The sequence below is a fragment of the Pyxidicoccus sp. M15 genome, from assembly GCF_056858435.1.
On record NZ_CM166495.1, the window covers coordinates 9,711,721 to 9,733,000 of the forward strand.

At 70.8% G+C, this 21,280-nt stretch carries 18 protein-coding genes; 7 read left to right on the forward strand and 11 right to left on the reverse strand.

Annotated features, from left to right (window positions below):
• Positions 1–2: 2 nt before the first annotated feature.
• Positions 3–1,445, reverse strand: coding sequence for a nicotinate phosphoribosyltransferase (locus ACX9TP_RS35875; protein WP_482975155.1), 1,443 nt, complete (start codon positions 1,443–1,445; stop codon positions 3–5).
• 531 nt (positions 1,446–1,976) lie between these two features.
• Here ACX9TP_RS35875 and ACX9TP_RS35880 point away from each other — a divergent pair.
• Positions 1,977–2,876: an energy transducer TonB family protein gene (locus ACX9TP_RS35880; RefSeq protein ID WP_482975156.1), complete on the forward strand. Its 900-nt coding sequence runs from the start codon at positions 1,977–1,979 to the stop codon at positions 2,874–2,876.
• Here ACX9TP_RS35880 and ACX9TP_RS35885 read toward each other — a convergent pair.
• Genes ACX9TP_RS35885 through epmA form a run of 3 tightly spaced genes read right to left on the reverse strand, consistent with a single transcriptional unit; the run spans position 2,873 to position 5,303 of the window.
• On the reverse strand, positions 2,873–3,565 hold the full coding sequence (locus tag ACX9TP_RS35885) for an inorganic pyrophosphatase (protein WP_482975157.1): 693 nt from the start codon (positions 3,563–3,565) through the stop codon (positions 2,873–2,875). The genes ACX9TP_RS35880 and ACX9TP_RS35885 overlap by 4 nt on opposite strands.
• A complete protein-coding gene (locus ACX9TP_RS35890) occupies positions 3,562–4,302 on the reverse strand; it encodes a lysophospholipid acyltransferase family protein (RefSeq protein WP_482975158.1) in 741 nt (246 codons plus the stop codon). Before ACX9TP_RS35890 ends, ACX9TP_RS35885 begins: the two co-directional genes overlap by 4 nt.
• A complete protein-coding gene (epmA, locus tag ACX9TP_RS35895; protein WP_482975159.1) occupies positions 4,299–5,303 on the reverse strand; it encodes an EF-P lysine aminoacylase EpmA in 1,005 nt (334 codons plus the stop codon). The genes ACX9TP_RS35890 and epmA overlap by 4 nt, the downstream gene beginning before the upstream one ends.
• A 30-nt stretch (positions 5,304–5,333) precedes the next feature.
• On the opposite strand from epmA, the gene ACX9TP_RS35900 reads away from it, so the two are divergent.
• The gene (locus ACX9TP_RS35900) at positions 5,334–7,109 is read left to right on the forward strand and encodes a gluzincin family metallopeptidase (protein WP_482975160.1); all 1,776 of its coding nucleotides are present in this window, start codon (positions 5,334–5,336) and stop codon (positions 7,107–7,109) included.
• Between the two features lie 94 nt (positions 7,110–7,203).
• Here the strand turns inward: ACX9TP_RS35900 and ACX9TP_RS35905 are convergent, their stop codons facing one another.
• From ACX9TP_RS35905 to ACX9TP_RS35920, 4 genes are all read right to left on the reverse strand, one after another.
• Positions 7,204–8,256, reverse strand: a complete 1,053-nt coding sequence (locus ACX9TP_RS35905; RefSeq protein ID WP_482975161.1) for an SPFH domain-containing protein — start codon at positions 8,254–8,256, stop codon at positions 7,204–7,206.
• A 194-nt stretch (positions 8,257–8,450) separates the two neighbouring features.
• Complete coding sequence (locus ACX9TP_RS35910) at positions 8,451–9,251, reverse strand: ABC transporter permease subunit (RefSeq protein ID WP_482975162.1); 801 nt, start codon at positions 9,249–9,251, stop codon at positions 8,451–8,453.
• Between the two features lie 3 nt (positions 9,252–9,254).
• Entirely contained in the window at positions 9,255–10,172 is a 918-nt protein-coding gene (locus tag ACX9TP_RS35915; RefSeq protein ID WP_482975163.1) for an ABC transporter ATP-binding protein, read from the reverse strand.
• The gene (locus tag ACX9TP_RS35920) at positions 10,169–12,472 is read right to left on the reverse strand and encodes an ArnT family glycosyltransferase (protein ID WP_482975164.1); all 2,304 of its coding nucleotides are present in this window, start codon (positions 12,470–12,472) and stop codon (positions 10,169–10,171) included. The genes ACX9TP_RS35915 and ACX9TP_RS35920 overlap by 4 nt, the downstream gene beginning before the upstream one ends.
• Before the next feature lie 275 nt (positions 12,473–12,747).
• Between ACX9TP_RS35920 and ACX9TP_RS35925 the strand changes: the two genes are divergently transcribed.
• The 3 genes from ACX9TP_RS35925 to ACX9TP_RS35935 all read left to right on the forward strand — a co-directional run bounded on the left by ACX9TP_RS35925 (position 12,748) and on the right by ACX9TP_RS35935 (position 16,026).
• On the forward strand, positions 12,748–14,016 hold the full coding sequence (locus ACX9TP_RS35925) for a hypothetical protein (RefSeq protein ID WP_482975165.1): 1,269 nt from the start codon (positions 12,748–12,750) through the stop codon (positions 14,014–14,016).
• A 4-nt stretch (positions 14,017–14,020) separates the two neighbouring features.
• Positions 14,021–14,902, forward strand: coding sequence for a hypothetical protein (locus tag ACX9TP_RS35930; RefSeq protein ID WP_482975166.1), 882 nt, complete (start codon positions 14,021–14,023; stop codon positions 14,900–14,902).
• A 122-nt stretch (positions 14,903–15,024) separates the two neighbouring features.
• Entirely contained in the window at positions 15,025–16,026 is a 1,002-nt protein-coding gene (locus ACX9TP_RS35935) for an RNA ligase (ATP) (protein WP_482975167.1), read from the forward strand.
• A gap of 47 nt (positions 16,027–16,073) precedes the next feature.
• Here the strand turns inward: ACX9TP_RS35935 and ACX9TP_RS35940 are convergent, their stop codons facing one another.
• Positions 16,074–17,684 carry a rhomboid family intramembrane serine protease gene (locus tag ACX9TP_RS35940; protein WP_482975168.1) on the reverse strand — a complete coding sequence of 537 codons (1,611 nt, stop codon included), beginning with the start codon at positions 17,682–17,684 and terminating at the stop codon, positions 16,074–16,076.
• 51 nt (positions 17,685–17,735) lie between these two features.
• Here ACX9TP_RS35940 and ACX9TP_RS35945 point away from each other — a divergent pair, with 51 nt between their 5' ends.
• Positions 17,736–19,529: an FHA domain-containing protein gene (locus ACX9TP_RS35945; protein WP_482975169.1), complete on the forward strand. Its 1,794-nt coding sequence runs from the start codon at positions 17,736–17,738 to the stop codon at positions 19,527–19,529.
• Positions 19,530–19,605: 76 nt separating this feature from the next.
• Positions 19,606–20,199: a response regulator gene (locus tag ACX9TP_RS35950; protein ID WP_002634367.1), complete on the forward strand. Its 594-nt coding sequence runs from the start codon at positions 19,606–19,608 to the stop codon at positions 20,197–20,199.
• A gap of 37 nt (positions 20,200–20,236) precedes the next feature.
• Here ACX9TP_RS35950 and ACX9TP_RS35955 read toward each other — a convergent pair whose 3' ends face one another.
• Both ACX9TP_RS35955 and ACX9TP_RS35960 read right to left on the reverse strand, forming a co-directional pair.
• Complete coding sequence (locus ACX9TP_RS35955) at positions 20,237–20,989, reverse strand: enoyl-CoA hydratase/isomerase family protein (RefSeq protein ID WP_482975170.1); 753 nt, start codon at positions 20,987–20,989, stop codon at positions 20,237–20,239.
• 44 nt (positions 20,990–21,033) lie between these two features.
• Positions 21,034–21,246, reverse strand: a complete 213-nt coding sequence (locus ACX9TP_RS35960; RefSeq protein ID WP_482975171.1) for a biotin/lipoyl-binding carrier protein — start codon at positions 21,244–21,246, stop codon at positions 21,034–21,036.
• Between the last annotated feature and the right edge of the window lie 34 nt (positions 21,247–21,280).

A 21,280-nucleotide genomic window follows, 5' to 3' on the forward strand; every position in this document is an offset into this window, starting at 1 on the left:
CTCTAGCGGCCCTTGGGGAAGTGGCGGCGCGTCAGCTCCTCCACGAGCGCCTGGGTGGCCGGGGTGTAGCCGATGCGGGCGTCGGCGGAGACCTCCTGCGCGCCCACGAGCGACGGGGCCTCGGCCGCGCTGTCCATGAGGGGGAAGTAGCCCTCGGGCACGGCCTCGCCCTCCTGGCCCACGAGGCCGATGGGCCCCGAGCCATGGCGGCGACGGAAGAGGACGGGCGTGCCGGGGACGCTCTGCTTGCCTTCCGCCAGCTCGTTGCCGAACTTCATCACCGGGGTGCGGCCCGTGCTGGACAGCTTGTAGATGGCGGCGACGCGGTCTCTCGTGAAGGGACAGTCCATGGTGCGGGCGACGATGTGGCCGCCGTAGCCGTAGAACTGCGCGGACGGCTCCCAGTCCACCTGGCGCCGCAGGTCCTCGAACTCGCGCGTGGCCTGGGCGTCCAGGCCGTCCTCGAGGATGTTGACGGGGCGGATGCCCATGTCGCGCGCGCGCGTCACGGCGTAGAGGTACTGGAGCTTCTTGTTGCCCGAGTCGAAGCGAATGGAGTCCTGGGCGCTCGGGTCCTCGCGGATGAGCTGGAAGGCGGCGGGGATGCCGGAGGTGAGCGTGTCGAAGGTGTCCAGCAGGTAGCTGGAGCGGCCGGGCCGGCGCTCGCGCATGGCGCGGAAGGCGGCATCGTCCGAGCCGTAGCGCTGCACGTGCTCGTGCCCCATGGTGCCCACCGGAATCATCCCCATCCTGCGCGCACCCTCGACATTGGAGGTGCGCTGGACGCCCGCTTCCTTGCAGGCACGCAGGGCCAGCTCGTGGTGCTCCATGCAGGTGGCGGCGCGCAGGCCCACCTCGAAGATGCGGGCCGGGTCCTCGACGATGTCGATGAGCTCCTTCACGGTGGCGCGCACGCGGCGCAGGTAGCCCTCCGTGTCGACGGTGATGGGGACGGCCTTCACGCCGACGGCGTCGAGCGTCTCCAGCGCGATGGCCTTCTGCTCCTCGCAGGTGACGGTGGCGAGCGCGCGGGCGAGCACGTCACGGTCCGCGAGCGCCTGGGTGGCCACCTGGATGCGGTAGTTGAGTTGCAGGAGCAGCGGCTCCACCCAGGACACCAGGGCGGAGGGACCAGTGACGGTGAGGATGGGCTCGCGCGGGAAGAAGAGGGCTCCGCGGGGAATCGCGCGGACGGTGAGCTTCTCCTTGCGGAGGATGGCGGCCTTGAAGCCGACGCCCATCTCGTAGTCGTAGCGTGCGAGGAACTCGTAGTCCTCGGGCTTCGGGTCGGGGAGCATCGCCTTGACGTAGGCGGCCAGGTCGAGCGGCATGACCTGGAGGCCGCCCTTGCGGTGCGAGTAGTAGAAGGTCTCCTGGCGCAGGGGCCAGCCCGCCTCCGCCATGCTGAACTTGTAGCCGTCCGTCGCGAGCAGCGAGGTTGCCATCCTGGGTGTACTCCTCCGTGTAGGAGAAGCCTAAGCGCGGGAGGGTGGTCTTTCCTACCCTTCCCCCCTTTTGCCCCACGGTTTCACGGGCGCGGAGAGCAGGCGGGGTTAAAAGCAGGGGCCATGTCGCCGGCTCCCTCTCGACGACTCCTCTTCGCGCTCGTGGCCAGTCTTGGCGTCCATGGGCTCCTGTGGCTCCTCGTACTCGGGGAGTCCCGTGAGGTGCGCCGTGCTCCGGCGCCGGTTGCGTCCCCGGTGGAGTGGGTCGAGGTGGAGGTGGCCGGGCCGAATGCGCCCGAGCCCCCGCCCGCACCGAAGCCGGCTGCCGTGGCGGAGGCTCCGGCCCCTCCCTCCCCGGACATGAAGGGGCCGCGCGAGGACAGGCCACGGACGGCCCCGCCCCCACCGTCAGCGATTCCGCGCGGCGACAGCCCGAAGGCTCCAGACACACCTCCCGCCGAGGTGGCCCGGGCTGAAGTGGCCCGCCCCCGAACGGACGGGGCCCCGCCCTCGGACGTGCCACGAGCGGACGTGTCCCCTCGCGCCGACGTGCAGCCAGCGGAACCCCGTCCCACGGACATGCCCCGCGCGGAGGGGCAGCGAGCGGACCTGTTCCCCACGGACATGCCCCGCGCGGAAGGGACGGGCTCGCGGCTGTTGCTCGCGGCGCGAGCGGTGACGGCGCCGGTGGACCGGGGAGACCCGGTGGCCACGCTCGACGCGGGAGTACCGGACCCGCGGGACTCGGCGCAGGCGCTCGTGCAGGACCTGGTCTCCGAGGGCATCGGCCGGGGCAAGGTGGAGCGCGGGCTCGTGCACCCGTACTTCAGCCAGCTCGGCAAGGCGCTGATGAAGGCGTGGGACGCGGACCGCTCGGTGAAGGAGCACGGCCTGCAGGGCTACTTCGACATGGGCATGGAGCGCGGCCGGGCCTACTCGCGCATCTGGATGGAGCGCGCGGAGCACTACGGCAACTCGGGCTCCTTCGGCGCGAAGGACGCACCGGAGGGGGACCGGCGCAGGCCCGTCAGTACGGCGGGAGACGCCACGCTGCAGACCCGACGCGAGCTGCGGCAGAAGATGCGCGAGGAGTTCCGCGCCACCCGCCGCGCCGTCATCCGCGTGGTGCAGGACGCGCAGGGACAGCTCCTGGACGTGAAGCTCGTGGAACCCAGCCACCAGCCCGAGGTGGACCAGGAAGCCATCAAGGACGTGCGCGCCGCGGCGGAGAAGCTGCCCCCACCGCCCGCAGAAGCCGTGGGCAACCGCGAGCGCATCACCAGCCTGTGGCAGTTCGAGCTGATCATCTCCATCAGCCCGCCCATCCCGTCCTTCACCTTCGAGTTCGACGAAGCGCTCGGCTTCATCGACACCCGCATGCCGCTGGACCGCCGCATCTACAAGCGCGTGCGGCTGCTCGAGGTCCGCTAGCTCGCGCGGGCCCGCGTGCGCGCCTTGCGCGCCGGCCGCGCACGGCTCTCCGTCATGTTGCCCTTCGGGCCGTAGAGCCGCTCGTAGTCCTTCATGCTGCGCTTGATGACCTCGAGCGCCTCGGGCTGGTCGTAGACCTCGGCGATTTCCACGCTGCGCTTCCCCTCCCCCGGAATCTGCTTGTAGGTGAGGAAGTAGTGCTTGAGCCGGTCCAGCAGCGCGCGCGGCAGCTGGGCGATGTGCTGCAGCTCGCCGTACACCAGGTCCGACTCCAGCACCGCGATGATCTTGTCGTCGGCCTCGTTGCCGTCGACCATCCGGAAGCCGCCAATGGGCACCGCGCGCACGAGCAGGTTGCCGTTGGAGATGACCTTCTCCGTCAGCACGCAGATATCAATCGGGTCGCGGTCGCCCTGGATGTCCTTGCGCCCCGTGCGCTCGGCGCAGCGCTTCGCCACCAGGTCATCGCAGTACGTCTGCGGGATGAAGCCGTAGAGCGTGGGGCACTGGCTGCTGAAGCGCTGCGGCCGGTCCAGCTTCAGGATGCCGGACTCCTTGTCCAGCTCGTACTTCACGGCGTCCGTGGGGACGATTTCGATGTACGCGGTGACGATGGAAGGGGCTTCGTCCCCGGGCGTGATGCCATGCCACGGGTGAGCCTGGGATGTGGTCTGTACGGGCTTCTTCATGGGACGTCTCCCGAGCGCTTGCACGCCTCGGCATAGAGTTGAGCGACCGCGTCCTCCAGCTGGCGCGTGAGCGCGTCGCGGTCTTGAAGCGTCAGGCCCTCGGTGGGGATGGGCTTGCCCACCACCAGCGCCACGCGCTGGCCCCACCGCACCGCGCGGCCTCCCTTGGGAAGGATGAGCCGTGTGCCTGACACGGCCAGGGGCACCACCGGCACGCCCGCCTGGATGGCGAGCGCCGCGGCCCCCTTCTTGAACGGCCGCAGCAGGCCATCCTCGCTGCGCGTGCCCTCCGCGAAGAAGAGCACGCTCACCCGCTCGCGCACGGCCCGCGCGGCCTCGGACAGGCGGTCCCTGTCACCCCGGCCCCCTGTGCGCTCCACCGGGATGTTGCCCGCGCGCCGCAGCGCCGCGCCGAACACCGGAATCTTGAAGAGCTCCGCCTTGGCCACGTACCGCGTGTGCTTGCGGATGTGCGCGAAGTTCAGCGGCGCGTCGAAATGCGACTGGTGGTTGCTCACGAAGACGACGTGGCCTTCCGCCGGGATGTTCTCCAGCCCCACCGCCTCGTGCCGCACCCCCGCCGACGCCAGCACCGAGCGGCCCCACAGCACCAGGGCCTGGTCCGCGCGCTCCACGTCCTCCCGCAGCGACAGCGCCGACACCACCGTGGAGAACACGCCCGTGAGGCCCACCGCCGCCGAGCCGGCGAACGCCGTCTGCAGGAGTTTGCGAATCACACGAACTCGTGGGCGGGGAAGAGGAGGACATCCGAGATGCGCTGGACCCCGAGCAGCAACATCAGGATTCGGTCGAGCCCCACGGCGATGCCCGCCGAGGGCGGCATTCGACCTACCGCGTCAAGGAACCGCTCGTCCAGTGGATACACGGACCGCCCCAGCCGACGCCTGAGTTCCTGTTCTTCCACCAACCGGGCCCGCTGCTCTTGCGGGTCTGTCAGCTCGGAGAACCCGTTCGCCAGCTCCAGGCCCTTCGCGTACAGCTCCACCCGCTCCGCCACCGCAGGGTCCCCGGGCTTCAGCCGGGAGAGGGCCGCCATGGACGCCGGGTACTCAATCAGGAAGGTGGGACGCTCGTGGCCCAGCCCGGTCTCCACCCGCTGCAGGAAGAGGTGGAAGAAGACGTCGTCGAAGCTCTCCGAGTCGCCGGTGCGCACGCCCACGGCCTCGGCCGCCCGCTTGAGCGAGGGCCCGTCCGCATGGACGCGGATGTCCACCCCCGTGGCGCGCAGCACCGCATCACGCACCGTGAGCCGCTCGTAGGGCGTGCGCGTGAAGAAGGCCGGGTCCGCGCCGGGCTCCCCTTCCGTCGCGCTGCGTCCCGCCTCGGCGAGCGCACCCTCCAGGTCCTCCATGATGTCGTGGTAGTCCGCCCGGGGCCGGTAGAACTCCAGCATCGTGAATTCCGGGTTGTGGGTGGGGGATACCTCACCGTTGCGGAACACCTTGCAGATTTGGAACAGGGGCCCCGCCCCGTCGGCGAGCAGGCGCTTCATCGCGTACTCGGGGCTGGTGTGGAGGTAGAGGGTGCGGGCGCGGCCGACGTCGGTCTCCGGGATGAAGCCGGCCTCGAAGGCGTTGATGTGCGGCTCCATGCCGGGCGCGGGGATGAGGAGCGGCGTTTCCACCTCCAGGTAGTCATGGGAGGCGAAGAAACGTCGCAGGGCGGAGTAGAGGGCCTGACGCCCCCGGGCAGCCCGCCATTGAGAAAGGTTGGGCATGGGCAGCGCGGAAGTAACATGAGGCCCCACATGCACCCAAGGATTCCCCTGCTGCTCGCTGTTGCCTTCTGCATCACCGCCTGTCCCAAGGGTCCACCGGCGGATGCCCGGAAGGCGCTCTCCGAGCAGCAGCAGCTCACCGCCGACGTGAAGGACCTCACCACGCAGGCCGAGGCGCTCCTGGAGGCGCAGCACCGGCTGGTGTGGGTCTTCTGGACGGAGGGCCGCCACGTGGACGTCGCCGGGACGTACGCGGGCAAGGAGGCCCTGTTCAGCATCGAGAACATCCGCAAAATCGACCGGCTCCGGCAGCTCACCACGGACGCACGCGAGGTGCGCGCCCTCACCGCGCTGCACTCGCACTTCGCCGGCGAGTACCTCTCGCGCGCGCTCGCCGAGTTCAACGACGCGGCCGCCAACCTGGAGGCGTCCCTCACCTTCACTGTCGACGGGAAGGAGTTGCGCTACCGGGACCTGGAGCGGCTGCTCGCCAACGAGCGGACGGTGGCGCGGCGGCGCGCCATGTACGCGGCGGCCACGCCCGCGATTGAGCGGCTCAACCAGACGCTGCGGCGGAAGGAGGAGCGCGCGGAGGAGCTGGTGCGCGAGCTGGGCTTCGCCTCGTACGAGGCCTTCGGCGGCGAGCTGCGGCAGGCGGACCTGGGGAAGCTGAGCGTGCTGGCGGAGGAAATCCTCCAGGCCACGCAGGCGCCGTACCGGGTGGTGATGGAGCGGCTGAGCCAGCGCGAGCTGGGCATGCCCTTCAAGGACATCACCCGCGCGGACATCCCCCGGCTGTTCCGCTCGCGCGAGGTGGAGGACGCCTTCCCCAAGGGCGAGTCGCTGCTCAAGGCGCACGGCACGCTGTCGGGGATGAACATCGACCTGGAAGAGCTGCCCAACGTGAAGATTGATTCGCGGGATTTGCCCCGCAAGAGCTCGCGCCCGCTGGCGCTGGCGGTGCGGGTGCCGGACGACGTGCGGCTGTCGTTCAAGCCGGGCTCGGGCGTGCTGCACCAGGCCCGGGTGCTGCATGAGTTCGGACATGCGCTGCACTCGGCCTTCACGAAGGAAACGCGCTTCGAGCTGGCGCGGCTGGGCAACCCCACGGTGGGCGAGGCGTACTCGGCGCTCTTCGAGGACCTGGTGGAGGACCCGGTGTGGCTGGAGGAGCACGCGGGCGTCGCGGGCGAGCAGCGCTCGAAGTACCTGGCGGCGTCCAGCGCGCACAAGCTGTACCTCATCCGTCACGCGGCGGGGCGGCTCTTGTACCAACTGGAGCTGCACCGGCGCGTGGAGGCGGACCCGAAGGAGCTGTACCGCGAGGTCATGTCGCGCACCGACGACATCCCGATGACGGACGAGGACGTGGCGCGCTACCTCGTGGACCAGGAGGACTTCTTCCAGTCCGCGGACAGCTTCCGCGCGTGGTTCCTCGCGGGGCAGCTCCAGGCGCAGCTCAAGGCGCGCTTCGGCCCGGCGTGGTGGCGCTCGACGCAGTCCGGCCAGTTCCTCAGGGACTTGTGGGCGAAGGGCAACGCGCTGTCCGCGCGCGAGGTGGCCGAGGCGATTGGCGAGAAGACCATCTCCCCGGACGTGCTGCTGCTGCGGCTGGGCACCACGCTCCAGGTGCCGATGAAGCTCCACCTGGAGGGCGTGGAGGACGCCATCCTCCCCGCGGCGCCCGGGCTGGAGGACTTCACCCAGCCGCCCCCGGCACCCGGATTGGAGGAGTTCACCCCGCCGCCCGAGCAGAAGCAGGCCGCACCGAAGACGCCGGTGCCGCAGGCGGGTGACGGACGCTGAAGCCCTGAAACGGCGAAGGCCCCCGCCCTGCTCGAGGACGGAGGCCTTCAATCCTCCCGGGAGCCTGTCCCCGGGAAGCGCGGTCAGCGCGGCACTACAGGAGCTTCATCAGCTCCGCGCGCTTGGCGTTGTACTCCTCGTCGGAGAGCACGCCCGCGTCCTTCAGCTCCTTGATTTCCTTCAGGCGCTGCGCGGGGCTGCGCGTGTCGGCGGGAGCCGCCTGGGGCGCCGGCTCCTGCGGGCGCTGCTGCTGGCCCTGCTGGTTCATGAACTGCTGGGCCATGCCGAAGCCCATGCCCATGCCCATGCCGCCCAGCGCGTTGCCGGCACCGCCGCCGCCTTCGCCGCCGCCCTTGGCCATGCCCTCGGCCGCGCCGAGCATCGCCTGCCCCTGCGCGTACTGCTGGAAGCCGCCCGCCAGGCGCGAGTACGCCACGTCCTTGGACAGCTTCTTCAGCGTCGCCTCGTCCTCCGGCTTGATGCTGACGTGGAAGTTGCCCATCCGCACCACGGTGAGGCCGTAGGTGTCCACGTGCGGCTTCAGCCCGCCGATGACCTCGGTCTCGATTTCCTCCGTGTACGCGCCGCTCGTCACGTCGAGCAGCGGCCAGCGCTTCTTCACCAGCAGCTCGGCGATGCGGTCGCGCGTCACCTTGAGCACCTGGTTCTTGAACCAGCCCAGCAGCTCGTCGTTGCTGGTGCGGCCCATGCCCACCAGGCCCACCACCAGCTTCTCCGGGTCCGTCACGCGGATGGAGAAGTCGCCGTAGACCATGGTGCCGATGCCCAGGCCCGTCTCCGGGTCCCTCACGTCACCGATGGGCCCGCCGAACTTCACGCCGGCCACCTCACGCACCGAGACGAAGAAGACCTCGGAGATGAAGAGGTTGCCGCCGGTGAAGCTCTCCATCAACCGGGCGAGGAAGGGGATGTTGTTGGTGTCGAGCGTGTGCCGCCCGGGCCCCAGCTTGCCCTCGACCTTGCCGTCCTTCACGAAGAGGGCGACCTCGTCGGCGTCGACGGTCAGCTGGGTCAGCATCCGGATGTTGTTCTCCGGATACTTGTAGATGATCTCGCCCTTCGCCGAGTCCGCCCGCGCGATGAAGTTGCGCTTCGCCTCGCCCTTGATGCTGTCGAAGATACCCATTGCTCGTCAGCGCCTCCGTGGCCGCGTCGGCAGCCGGTCAACCCGCGCCGCCACCCGCCCCTCTTAAGAACGTGGCACCCACGACGAAAGCGCGCCCGCCTTCGCCCGGCTGCTTGCTCGCAACATGCCAGTTTCACTGGCCATTGCCTAGCCGCTCGCCCTTCCGGCGGCCATTCAGGGCCCGGTAGCGGACGTCAGCCCCAGCGGCTGACGAGGCGCTCACGGTCCAGCAGGCGGATGCTCGCCCACAAGAGGATGGCGTCCAGCACCAGCACCACGGCGCCCTGGAGCGCGTAGTAGCCCAGCCCCGCCTTGAGGAAGCCGGCCACCTGTCCGCCCACCATGCCGACGAGGGGCAGCACCACCAGCGCGGAGAGCTGCTGCGCCATGCGCGCCTCGCTCACCCGCGCGGAGATGAGCACTGCGACGCCGTTGCCGAAGAAGGCGAACAGCGGGGCGATGACGAAGACGCCGAAGGTCCACAGCGCGTTGGGCATCAGCGGCATCTGCACCAGCGGCCACGCGACGATGTCCACGCCCACGCAGAAGAACAGGAAGGCCACCCAGGTAATCACCACCGCGGGCACCAGCGCCGCCAGGCTCTTGCCCGTCACCAGCTCCGCCGCCGTCACCGGCGAGGCGAGCAGCGGCTCCAGCGTGCGCCGCTCCTTCTCCCCCGCCACGCTCTGCGAGGCGATGAGGATGGGGACGAAGACGGGCATCACCAGGAACATGCCGAACCAGTCGGTGAGCGTCTTGTCGATGAGGAAGCGCGCCGCGCTCGCCCCCAGCGGCAGGCTGGGGTCATAGAACAGCGCCACGCTGCGCAGGTCCGCGTGGTTGGGCGTGCGCACGTAGGACCAGACGACGCCGATGGGCACCAGCACCATGACGGTGGGCAGCACCGCCATGGACGCCAGCAGGCCCACGTTCTTCCGCAGGTCCAGGAAGTCCTTCCAGAAGACCGCCATCGCCCGCCGGGGACGGAACGCCATGGGCTACCCCCTCCCCTCTTGCAGCAGGTCCAGGTACACCTCTTCGAGCGGCCGCTGGGCCGGCACCGCGCTGTGCACCCGCGCCCCGGCGCCCACCAGGCACGCCAGCACGTCCGGGGCGTGCGCCTCGTCCGTCAGCATGACGCGCAGCCGCGCCCCTTCCGCCAGCACGTTGGGCGCGAAGGGCAGCGACGTCACCACGTTGAGGAAGCGCTCCGCCTCGCCCTCCACGCGCACGTCCAGCGCCTGCCCCGCGCGCCGCAATTCGCGCACCGGGCCAATGGCCAAGAGCCGGCGCTTCACCACGCCCACGCGCTCGCACAGCCGCTCCACCTCCGACAGGTTGTGCGAGCACAGGACGATGGTGCGCCCCTCCGACGCCAGCTCCGCCACCGCGTCGCGCACCGTGCGCGCGGACTCCGGGTCCAGGCCGCTGGTGGGCTCGTCGAGGAAGATGACCTGCGGGTCGTGCACCAGCGTGCGGACGATGGCCAGCTTCTGGCGCATGCCCTTGGAGAAGCCGCCCACCGGCTCCGCGTCGCGCCCGCCCAGCCCGAAGCGGCGCAGGTAGTCCTGCGCGCGAGGCCACGCCTTCGCCTCGTCCAGCTCGTGCAGCTTCATGAAGAAGCGCAGGTTCTCCCGGGCAGTGAGCCTGTCGTAGAGGCCGGGCTGCTCGGTGAGCAGCCCCACCACCTTGCGCAGCGACTCGCCGTCGCGGTCCACGCGGTGGCCCCACACGGTGGCCACGCCCTCGCTGGGGCTGAGCAGGCCGGTGAGCATGCGCACCGTGGTGGTCTTCCCCGCGCCGTTGGGCCCGAGCAGGCCGAACACCTCACCGGGCCGCACGTGGAAGGAGAGTCCCTCCACCGCCGTGCGGTCCCCGAAGCGCTTTCCCAGGCCCTCGACGTGGATACCGCTCAATCGACCGTCACCAGGACGAACTTGTTGTTGATGTCCCGGTCCACGGGCGTGACGACCTTGTCCGCGCCCACCGCGTTGCGCAGCAGGTTGAGCCGGTTGTGCTCCACCAGCACCCACTCGCGGCCGGGCCGCGCCGCCAGGTTGCGCATGCGCGTGTTGGAGTCCGTGCTGCGGTACTGCTCCACCGTGTTGCGCGAGTAGAGCGTCTCGCCGCGCCAGTTCATCATGAACGCGACGATGGGCTCGTCCGCCTTGCGCTGCGCGTAGTACCGCCAGAAGAGGTCGCGCTGCGTCCAGTGGTGGGACAGGTCCACCCAGTGGCTCCAGTTGAACCAGAGGGCCACGCCCGCGGCCAGCGCCCAGAAGGTGCCGAACAGCATCACCCGCGCGCGCAGGACGGCCGCCACCACCGCCAGCGCCCCGGCCACCGCGAAGGTGAAGCCCAGGGTGCTCTTGATGTTGACGGGCTCGGAGAGCGCCTTGAGCAGCGAGTCCTCCGCCACCGGCTGGCGGAAGCCGCGCACCGCGAGCGCCACGCCCGCCAGCGCGATGAGGCCCGCCAGCATCCGGAGCGAGGAGCGCCCCTGCGTGTCCGGACGCGTGGTCTGCCAGGCCAGGAAGCCTCCCGAGGCCAGCAGCGCCAGGCCCAGCAGGGCCTCCGCAGACACCTGCGCCTGCGACGCCACCGCGCCCAGCATGGCCGCGCCGCACAGCAGGAGCAGCAGCGCCACCGTGCGGGAGCCCGGCGTCGCCTTGTCCTTCGAGCGCGTCGAGAAGGCGTCGAGGGACAGGTACACGCCGAAGGCCAGCAGCACCAGCGTCACCAGGTCGCCCGTCCACAGCGGGCGCGAGGCGAAGAAGGCGATGGGCTTGGTCACCAGGTCCTGCGGGTACGGGCGGTCGTAGTTGTAGACGAACAGGTCCGTGAAGTTCTTCGGGTTCTCCGCCAGGTCCTTGCCCACGAGGACGAAGAGCACGAGCCCGAAGATGAGGCTCACCGCGTGCGCGGAGATGCCCTCCTCCCACAGCCGGTCGGCGAAGAGCGCCAGGAGGATGGCCAGGCCCGGCAGCACGGGGAAGACGTAGTGGTGGAACTTGGTGGCGCTGGAGGCCAGCAGCCAGAACGAGAAGGCCACCCACAGCACGGCGATGAGGGCCAGGTGGTCCGCCTTGCTCGCCGAGCGCAGCTTCAGCCGCGAGACGACGGCGAAGGCGCCCGGCAGCAGGGCCACCCAGGGGAAGATGGCGTAGCCGCCCTGCTCGATGAAGTAGATGAAGCTGCCGCCCGGCGTGGTGGTGTGCACGCCCGCCGTGAGGCGGTTGAGGTGGTCGTGGACGAAGAAGCGGTACCAGAAGAGCTTGCCCTCATCGTCCACGTTCTTGAACAGGGACATGGTGAGGTACCAGGGCACCGCCACCGCGAGGAACACGAGGATGCCCGTGCCCAGGTGCATCCGGAACATCTGCCCCCACAGCACCGGCATGGCCTTGCGGCCCTCGCGCACGTCCTTGCGGAAGCCCTTGCTCGTCAGCCACTTGAGGTGTGACTCCAGGCTGGCGCCGTCCCAGGGGATGACGGCCAGGATGGCGTACAGCACCAGGATGACCGCGGGCAGGCCCACGCCCAGCAGGCCCTTGGCCAGCGTGGACAGGCCGGCGAAGAAGTAGAAGCCGTACCACCACGCGGCGCGGTGCTTCGTCGTCTCATCCAGCTGCCCGATGAGCGCGCACGCCATGGCGCAGATGAACGTGGTGACGAAGGGGGTGTCCGTCACCGTCTGCCGGGTGAGCAGGAAGTACAGCGGCATGGTGGCCAGGATGAAGCCGGTGGCCAGGCCCGCGCGGCGGCTCACCACGCGCGCCACCGCCAGCGACAGCAGCGCCACCGCGGCGATGCTCAGCAGGGCGAAGGGCACGCGCATGCCCCACTCGGTGTACAGGCCCAGCGCGCCCTCGGTGCGCACGGTGCCCACGACTTCCATGCCCAGCGCCTGCATCCACATGGTGAGCGGCGGCTTGGAGAAGAACCAGGAGCCTTCCCAGAAGGGGAACACGTAGTCGCGGCGCTCGATCATCATCCGAGCCACCTCGCCGTAGTGCGTCTCCCAGCAGTCCCAGAGCCCCACCGCCCCCAGGTAGGGAAGGAAGAGCAGCGCCGCGAAGCCGGCCGTGGCCACCACGACGCGCGCACTGAAGGACAGCGCCAACCACCGCTTCATCCAATTCGCCGAGAGCGTCTCCTTGCCGAGGACGGCCTCGGTGAAGGTCTGCTCCCGCTGCTGTTCGCCTTCGCTCGCCACGGGCTGAAGCTCCTTGAGTCGTTTCGGGCGGATGGGCCGCGCGACAGGGCACGGACCGCGGCCTTATATCCCCGCCGCCCCCTCCGGTCGACCACGGCCACGGGGCACCGGGGTGTGCAGGGGGACGCGCCATTGTGCAGGAGCCTGCACGGTGTGGGGAGTCCAACCCCGCGAAAGCCCGGAGACCGGCCGGGGGCACGGGCTTTGTAACGGTTGCCCGCGCAGGCCCTTCCCGATTTTCTTCTGCCCCGGGCCGCCCCCTTCGAGGAGACATCATGCTCGCACCTGCCGTGGCCCTGGGATGTGCCCTCCTGCTCGCACAGGCAGGAGGCGGCGACGACGCCGAGACCCAGGCCCGGGAGCGCCTGTCCCACCTGGGCGAGCAACCCGCCAGCCCTCCCGTCATCCAGCCCCCGGCCTCGCCCCTTCCCGTGCAGAGACCGGACATCGCCACCGTATGCCTGACGCTGCCGCCGACGAAGGCGGTGCCGTCGGGGAAGTGGCGGGCGCAGTGCATGGACTCGACGAAGCGGTGCCTCGTGGCGCCGATGTACGAGCTGGACGCGGACGGAGTGGAGACCGAGCGTCCGCTGGAGCGGGTGGGGCATTGCACCGACGAGTCCTATTTCGAGGACGCGCGCTGGCTGAAGACGTACCGGCTGGAGCCCGCCGTCGCCGACGCGCCCCTGGGCTGGTACCGCGACGAGCGCGGGCGGGTGATGCAGTTCAACTTCGACCTGAACCGGCGCCTGTGGCTGGGCGGCGCCTGGGCTCCGCTGTGGCGCAACGGTGAGGTGGAGGGCCGCATGCGCGCGGACTTCGGCATCTCCATGGAGCTCAAGGGCGAGGGGAAGCTGCTGCACCGGCTGCGCCTCCTGGAGACGGAGCTGTTCCTGGGCCTGCCGTCCTTCGAGACGACGCTGATGCGCTACGACTTCAGCGTGGAGCGCGCCAAGCCGCTCTTCCGCGTGACGACCTTCTTCGGTGAGCCGCGGCGGTACGACATCAACATCAACCTGGGCCTGTGGATGGAGGTGCTGGGCGTGGAGGAGCTGGAGCGCGAGGGCGCCGAGGCGGGCTTCCTCACCTGGGGCGCGGTGCACGCGACGCTGGACCTGTGGCACTCGAAGGACATGGTGTCCTACGTGCGCGTGCGCGCCGGCCCGTCCGTGGAGCGCGACTACAAGAACGGCTTCACCACGCTGGTGCCGGGCGCGGTGCTGGAGGGGGATTTGACGTTGGACCGCGACGGCTTCCACCACCTGCGCCTGGGCGTGGAGGCGGAGAAGGTGCTGCTGGCCCGCGCGGTGGAGGGCCGCCCGCTGCGGCCCGAGCGGCTGGGCGTGAAGGCCGGCTACGAGCTCATCCTCCTGGCCATCAACGACCAGCCGCTGAGCCTGGTGGTGGACGGGCGCGGCGCGTGGCGTGAGGACCTGAGGAACGTCCCGGCGCGGTGGGAGTGGTCGGCCTCCGCGGGGCTGCGCTTCTCGCTGTGGGCCCCGGCGCGCCGCTCGGCCCCCATGGCCACGGCCGCGAGGGAGTAGGCGCGTGCTCGCGCTCGGACTGGCGTTGCTGCTCGCCTCCACGGCCACGGAGGCGTCCCCGGCTTCGGAGACGGAGGCCTGCCTGCGCACGGATGAGCGAGGGGGGCGGTTCCCCATCTGCTTCGACCCGGGAGACGGGCTGCTGCTGGGCACCGGCCTGCGCGTGCGGGACGGCGAGGGAGCGCAGTCCCTGCGAGCCGGCGTGCTCATCCGCACGGGGCGCACCAGCCGCAGCAAGGGCACGCCCTGGTTCAACAGCCACCGGCTGCTGGGCGTGGAGGCCTGGGGCGGAGAGCAGCGCGGGCTCACCGCCACGGCCTATGACGGCACGCTGCGCCGCCACCTGGAGGAGGGCTTCATCCTCCTGCCCACCGCGCGCCCGGTGCGCATCCCCTTCCCCTTCGACGTGACGCTGGCGCCGCGCCTGGGCCACCTGGAGCGGCGCGTCTGGGAGGGCCCGGGCTGGACGCTGGAGACGGCGCGCGTGGGGCTGCTGGTGGACCCGGTGCGCGCGGAGACGGCACGCGTGTGGCTGGCCGTGGGACCGGCGGCGAGCCACACGCTGCGGCATTCGCGCGACGGCAACGAGCACACGGTGTCGCCCTTCACCACGCTGATGCTCGACACGGGGCTGGAGTCCGCCGACGGGCTGTGGGCGCTGCACGCGTCCGGGTTGGCGGGCTGGAGCCTGGGCTTCGAGGGTGGCACGTTCTTCCGCGCTCGGGCCGGGGCGGGCGTGGAGCGGGTGCTGTTCGCGGTGGAGGACCAGCCGGTGGTGCTGCAGGTGTCCGGCGCGTACGTGCACCGGGACGCGGGGCTCGCGAGGGGGAGCGAGTGGACGGCGGGCGCCGCGCTCGCGGTGCGGGCCTTCAGCGCGCGGTGGTGACGCGTTGCCAGACGGGCGCCGTCGAAGGCGGCCCTGGCCGTCGCGTAGACTGCTGTCAGTCCGGAGGGCGACTCCCGTCCCCTGGGAGCCCCGGCGCCATTGCCGGCGGGAAGGAGGGCGACATGGAGAGAAAGCTCGTTTCGATTCAGTGCATCGACCACGTGGAGCCCATTCCCGGAGCCGACAACATCGTGAAGGCGCGGGTGATGGGCTGGGACGTGGTGGTGAAGAAGGGCGAGTTCGCCCCGGGCGACGCGTGCGTCTTCTTCGAAATCGACAGCCTGCTGCCGGAGGGCCAGCCGTGGGCGGAGTTCCTGCGGCCGAGGGGCTTCCGGGTGAAGACGGCGCGCCTGAGGGGCGTGCTGTCGCAGGGGCTCGCGCTGCCCACGTCCATCCTCTCCGGCGAGGTGCCGGCCCAGGGGACGGACGTGCGCGACGCGCTCGGCGTCGTGAAGTTCGAGCCGGCGCTGCCCGACATCCGGGAGGTCGCCGGGCCCTTCCCGGGCCAGGTGCCGAGGACGGACGAAATCCGCCTCCAGTCGGCGCTGGGCGTCCTGGAAGAGTTGCGCGGCCACGACTTCTTCGTGACGACGAAGCTGGACGGCTCCTCGGCGACGTTCTTCCGGCCGCTGGAGGGCGAGCTGGTGGCGTGCTCGCGCAACTGGGCGCTGCGGCGGGGGGCGAACCCGGTGTGGAGCGCGGCGGCGAAGTACGCGCTCGACACCGTGCTGCCCCCGGGCTTCGCGGTGCAGGGCGAGCTGTGCGGCCCCGGCATCCAGAAGAACCGCCTGGGCCTCACCGAGCCGGACCTGTTCATCTTCAGCGTCCACGACACGCGCACGGGCCGCTTCCTGGGCCATGCGGACTTCATCGCCTTCTGCGCTGAGCACGGGCTGCGCACCGTGCCGGTGGAGCATGTCGTCACCGGCGAGGCGGCGCGGACGTTCGACCACGGCCTGGAGCACTACCTGACGCTCGCCCAGGGCTTCTACCCGGGCACGAAGAACCGCAAGGAGGGCATCGTGGTGAGGCCCCTCGTCGAGCGGCCCTCGCCCACGCTGGGCGGCGGCAGGCTGTCGTTCAAGGTCATCAACAACGACTTCCTGCTCAAGGACGAGGACTGACGGCACTCGAGGCCGGGCGCTCCCCCACGCGGAGCGCCCGGTCGTCCTCACGGACGGGCCGGGGCTTCCAGCACGGCCCGCAGCGACACCTCCGCGGCGCGCAGCCGCGCGTCCCGGGGGTCCACCCGCCGCGCCTCCTCCAGGCGCTCCAGCGCGCGCGCCACGTCACCGCGCGCCAGCTCGCAGCGCACGCCGGCCTCCAGCGCCCCCGTGTCCGAGGGCCCGTACACCCGCGCCTCCGCCGCCGCGTGGCAGCCCTCGTCCACGCGTCCCGTCTCGAAGAGCGCCCGCGCCAGCTCCACCCGCGTCTCCACGTGCGAGGGCGCCAGCCGCACCGCGTCCGTCAGCGGCCCCACGGCGGCCTCGGCCTGCCCCCAGCGGCGCAGCTCGCCGCCCAGCACCCGCAGCGGCCCCGGTGCGCCCGGCACCAGCAGCGCCCGCGCCCGGGCCTCGCGCAGCAGCGCGGGCTCGCCGAAGCGCAGCTCCGCCACCATCCGGTCCACCACCGCCTCGTAGTCCGGGTACGCCGCGGGCCAGGTGAAGACGAGCCGGTACACCCACTCGCCGCGCGGCACGAAGAAGGCCAGGAGGAACGTGTCCCCGCCCGGCCCCTCCAGCCGTGCGCGCACCCGCCGCGCGTCCCGGCCGCCCACCCGCGTCGGCACGGGCCCCGTCACCTTCAGCGTCCGCCCCTCCGGCCCCGGCGCGCCGGGCACCAGCGTCTCCTCCTCGAAGTGCCGCGCCTGCACCGCGCCGTCCCCGGGCTCGCCGACCTCGATGACCTCCGCGGAGAAGGTGGCCCGCCCCAGGCCCGGCAAGCCGTTGGAGAAGGAACGCCTGCCCTGCCCGTCCTCCTCGCCGCGCCAGCCCTCCGGCAACAGCACCGACACGCCGAAGGTGTCGTCGCGCTCCAGCCGCCAGCCGGAGCGCTCCCCCACCACCAGCGCCGCCACCAGGCCCGCGACAATGACGAGCCCCACCGGGCGGACGAGCCCCCGGCTGAGCGCTCGCGGCTCCAGGAAGGCGCCCACGAGCAGCCCGGTGAGCAGCCCGCCCAGGTGCCCGGCGTTGTCCACGCCCACCGACGTCCACCCCATCCAGAGGAAGACGAGCACCGTGGGCAGCGCGCTCTCCCCGGACATCCACCGCGACTTCGCGAGCCGCCCCCGGTAGCGCCGGCTCAGCACCAGCAGCGCGCCCACGCACGCGTAGACGAGCCCCGAGGCCCCCACGCTCACCGCGCCCGACCACCCCAGCGAGCCCGCCATGGTGATCAGCCCCGCGGCCCCCAGCAGGGCGGCGTAGTCACGGCGCCGGCACACCCGCTCCAGCGCCGTGCCGGCCGCCACCAGCACCAGCAGGTTGAGCCCCAGGTGCGGCCAGTCCCGGTGCAGGAAGTTGGCTGTCACCAGCCGCCACGGCTGACCTGCCTCCACCACCAGCGGCCCCGCCTTGGCCCCCCACCGCACCAGCGCGTCCACGTCCACCGGCCCGGCGAGGGCCAACACCCCGTGCACCCCCACCAGCACCACCGCGAGGGCCAATGTGACCCAGGGCCACCCTCCCGGCCCCCCCGTCACGGCCGACTGACCGATGGACAACAGGCCCGGTTGCCCCTCCTCTTGGGGAGAAAGCCCTGTCTTTTGAGGGGGATACATGGCTTGTGCAGGTAAAGCCCGTTCTGCTATGACTGTACGCGGATCGGACCCGTGCTGAAGCTCATCATCGAAGACGACGAAGGGCGCAAGACCGTTGTTCCCTTCGTGCGTGACGAGATCACCATTGGCCGTCAGGAGGGAAACACCATCCGCCTGACGGAACGCAATGTGTCCCGTCGTCACGCACGATTGGTACGACTGAATGGCCACGTCGTGGTGGAAGACCTGGGGAGCTACAATGGCACCCGGATCAACGGAGAGCGGATCGCGGGTCAGTCGCCCCTGAAAGAGGGTGACCTGATCCAGATCGGCGACTACGACCTGGCCCTGCAGACCGCCGAAGGCGCTGCCAGCGTGTCAGGCCCCATCACGACCAAGGTACCCTCTGCCCTCCGCAAGACGGAGCCCGCGCTCGAGCCCATGGGCGAGCAGGAGGAACAGGAGGAGGAAGACGACGCCTCCGCCTCTCCCGCCGCCGAGGACGAGGGGGACGGGGACGAGCACGACCACACCCCGCCGTCCTCCGCCGAGGTGCGCCGGCACTCCACCTCCATCATCCGGTTGGATCAGGTGGAGGCGGACCGCCCCCGCAAGTTGATGGACGTGCCCGCCGAGGACGCGCCGCGCCTGCTGGTGCTGACCCCGGATGAGCTCAAGGGTCAGGAGTTCGCCTGCATCCGCACGGAGCTGCGCATCGGGCGCACCGACGACAACGACATCACGTTGGATCATCGCTCGCTGTCGCGCACGCACGCCAAGCTGGTGCGCGAGGACGGCGGTGAGTGGCGCGTCATCGACATGCAGTCCGCCAACGGGCTGACCGTCAATGGCGAGAGCTACGCCCAGGCCACGCTCGGCTCCGGCGACGTCATCGAGCTGGGGCACGTGAAGCTGCGCTTCCTCCACGCCGGAGACGCCGCGGACGAGCTTCCCGCCGGTGAGGGCGGCTCGCGCTCGAAGATGCCACTGGTGGCGGGGTTCGTCGCCCTGCTGCTGGGCGTCGCTGCCGCGGGCTTCTACTACATGCGCATGCAGCCCTCGGAGCCCCCCGTGGCGCCCGTGGCGCAGCAGGGGACGGACCCGGAGCCGCCCACGCAGGAGCGGCAGCCCCCCGACACCGAGCCGGACACCGCCGCGAAGCCTCCGGAGGCGCCGCCCGAGGCAGCTCCCGAGCCGACGGGTCCCTCGCTCGCGGAGCGGCTGGCCATGGCCCAGGAGGCCATCGACGCCCGCGAGTTCACCAAGGCCCAGGACTACCTCTCCAATGCCAAGGACGCGCAGGGCCGGCGGCCGGCGGAGGCGGAGAAGCTGCTGGGCCTGGCCAAGGCGGAGCAGCGGGTGGAGGAGCGGCTGGCCAATGCCCGCGCCGCGCTGGCAAGCGGCAAGCTCGCCGACGCCGAGACGGCGCTGAACGAGAGCGCCGACACCCGGCTCTTCGCGGCCGAGCACGAGAAGCTGGTGGCGCAGGTGGCGGATGCCCGCAAGAAGGAGGCGGCCGCCGCCGCCGCGGCGACTCCGCCCCCCGCGCCCCCCAGCACCGTCCCCACCTCCGGTACCCCCCAGCAGGAGACCGGGGAGCTGTCGCCGGCCGAGCAGGCCCTGGCCGAAGGCAAGCAGCACATCCAGGCCAAGAACTACTCCCGGGCCATCGAGAGCCTCCGTCGGTGCATCGAGCTCGATGCGAAGACGGTGGATTGCTATGCGTTCCTCGGGTCCGCCCTGGCGCGAAACAACCAGTCCGACGAAGGCGCGGAGTACTACCGCCGCTTCCTGAAGCTGGCCTCTCCCGACCATCCGCGATTCAAGACAGTGAAGGGCATCGTGGAGAACTACGAGAAGAAGTAGTGGTGTGCCGTCGGAGCCTCCACGGTTTCCGCTCCGGCCTGATGTAATTGAACTTCACCTGCAGCGAGGAGACGCTGTGCAGATTCGCATCCTGGTGGTTGATGACGAGCAGGACAACTGCGACTACCTCAAGCTGGTGCTGACCCGCGAAGGTTACGAGGTCGTAACCACGACGGACCCCACGCAGACAGTGGAGATCCTCCGCGGCTCGGACTTCCACCTGGTCATCCTGGACATGATGATGCCGCAGATGTCCGGGACCGAAGTGCTCGAGCAGATTCGCAAGTACGACACGGACGTCGCCGTGATTGTCGCCACCGCGTACCCCACGGTGGACACGGCCGTCGCATCACTGAAGGCCCAGGCTTCCGACTACGTGAAGAAGCCGATGGAGCCGGAGCAGTTCATCACCGCGGTCCGCAACGCCCTCCAGAAGAAAGGCCTGTCCCAGGACCCGGAGGCGGACCTGCACCGCGCCATCGGCCGCACCATCCGCGACGCGCGCAAGACGCAGGAGCTCACGCTCAAGCAGCTTGCGCGGCGCACCGGTCTGTCCGTGTCGCTGCTGTCCCAGATCGAGCGCGCGGAGTCCTCCGCGTCCATCTCCTCGCTGTACAAGATTGCCTCGGCGCTCCAGCTGCGCATGGGCGAGCTGTTCGGCGACACCTGAGTCTTCTCGGTGCAACCCTTCTCCCGGCCGTGTGTGACTAGCGGCCGGTGAAGCGGGGCGGGCGCTTCTCCAGGAAGGCCGCCCGCCCCTCCTTCGCATCCTCGCTGCCGAAGGCCGCCGCGCGCAGCTCGCGCAGGCGCGCCCGGTCCGCGTCCTCCAGCGGGGCGCGCGCCAGCCGGCCGAAGGACTCCTTCATCCCCGACACCGCGAGCGGCGCATGGCCGGCCAGCGTGGCGCACAGCGCGAGCGCGCGGGCCTCCGCGTCGGCGGGCTCCAGGCACTCGTCCAGCAGGCCCCAGGCGAGCGCCTCGCGCGCGTCCAGCTTGCGCGCGGTGAGGAACAGCTGCTTGGCGCGGGAGAAGCCCACCAGCCGCGCCGCCCGGGCCAGCCCCTCCGGTGAGTAGACGATGCCCAGCCGCGCCGGAGGCATGAGGAAGACGGCGTCCGGCGTGCCGACACGGAAGTCACACGAGGCCGCCAGGTCAAAGCCCGCGCCCACCGCCGCGCCCTGCACCAGCGCCACGCTGGGCACCGGGTGCCCCTCCAGCTTGAGGAGGCACGCCACCAGCGGGTCATCCGGCAGGAGGCCGTCCTCGCCGGGCGGCCCCAGGCGCGTCAAGTCATAGCCGGAGCAGAAGGTGCCGCCCGCCCCGCGCACCAGCAGCGCGCGCACGTGCGGGGCCGGCTCCAGCGCCGCGTCCAGCCGTGCCAGCAGCGCGTCGTTGAGTGCGTTGCGCCGGGCCGGGTGGGACAGCGTGAGGACGCGGATGCCGCCCTCACGGTCCTCCACGTGGAGCGACGGCTCCGACGAAGCTCCCGACGACGACTCCACCGCTAGCCGAGCACCACGAGGACATCACCCTCGTTGACCGACTGGGACTCCTTGCAGCGAATCTCCTTCACCGTGCCGCCCTCCTCCGCCTCCACCGGCATCTCCATCTTCATGGACTCGAGGATGACGAGCGTGTCGCCCGCGTTGACCTGCTGGCCGACCTTCACTTCGATCTTCCACACCGTACCGGTGATGTGCGCCGCGACGTCCGCCATGGAACCTTGCCTCCTCAGGGGTGGGTGGGGCTGG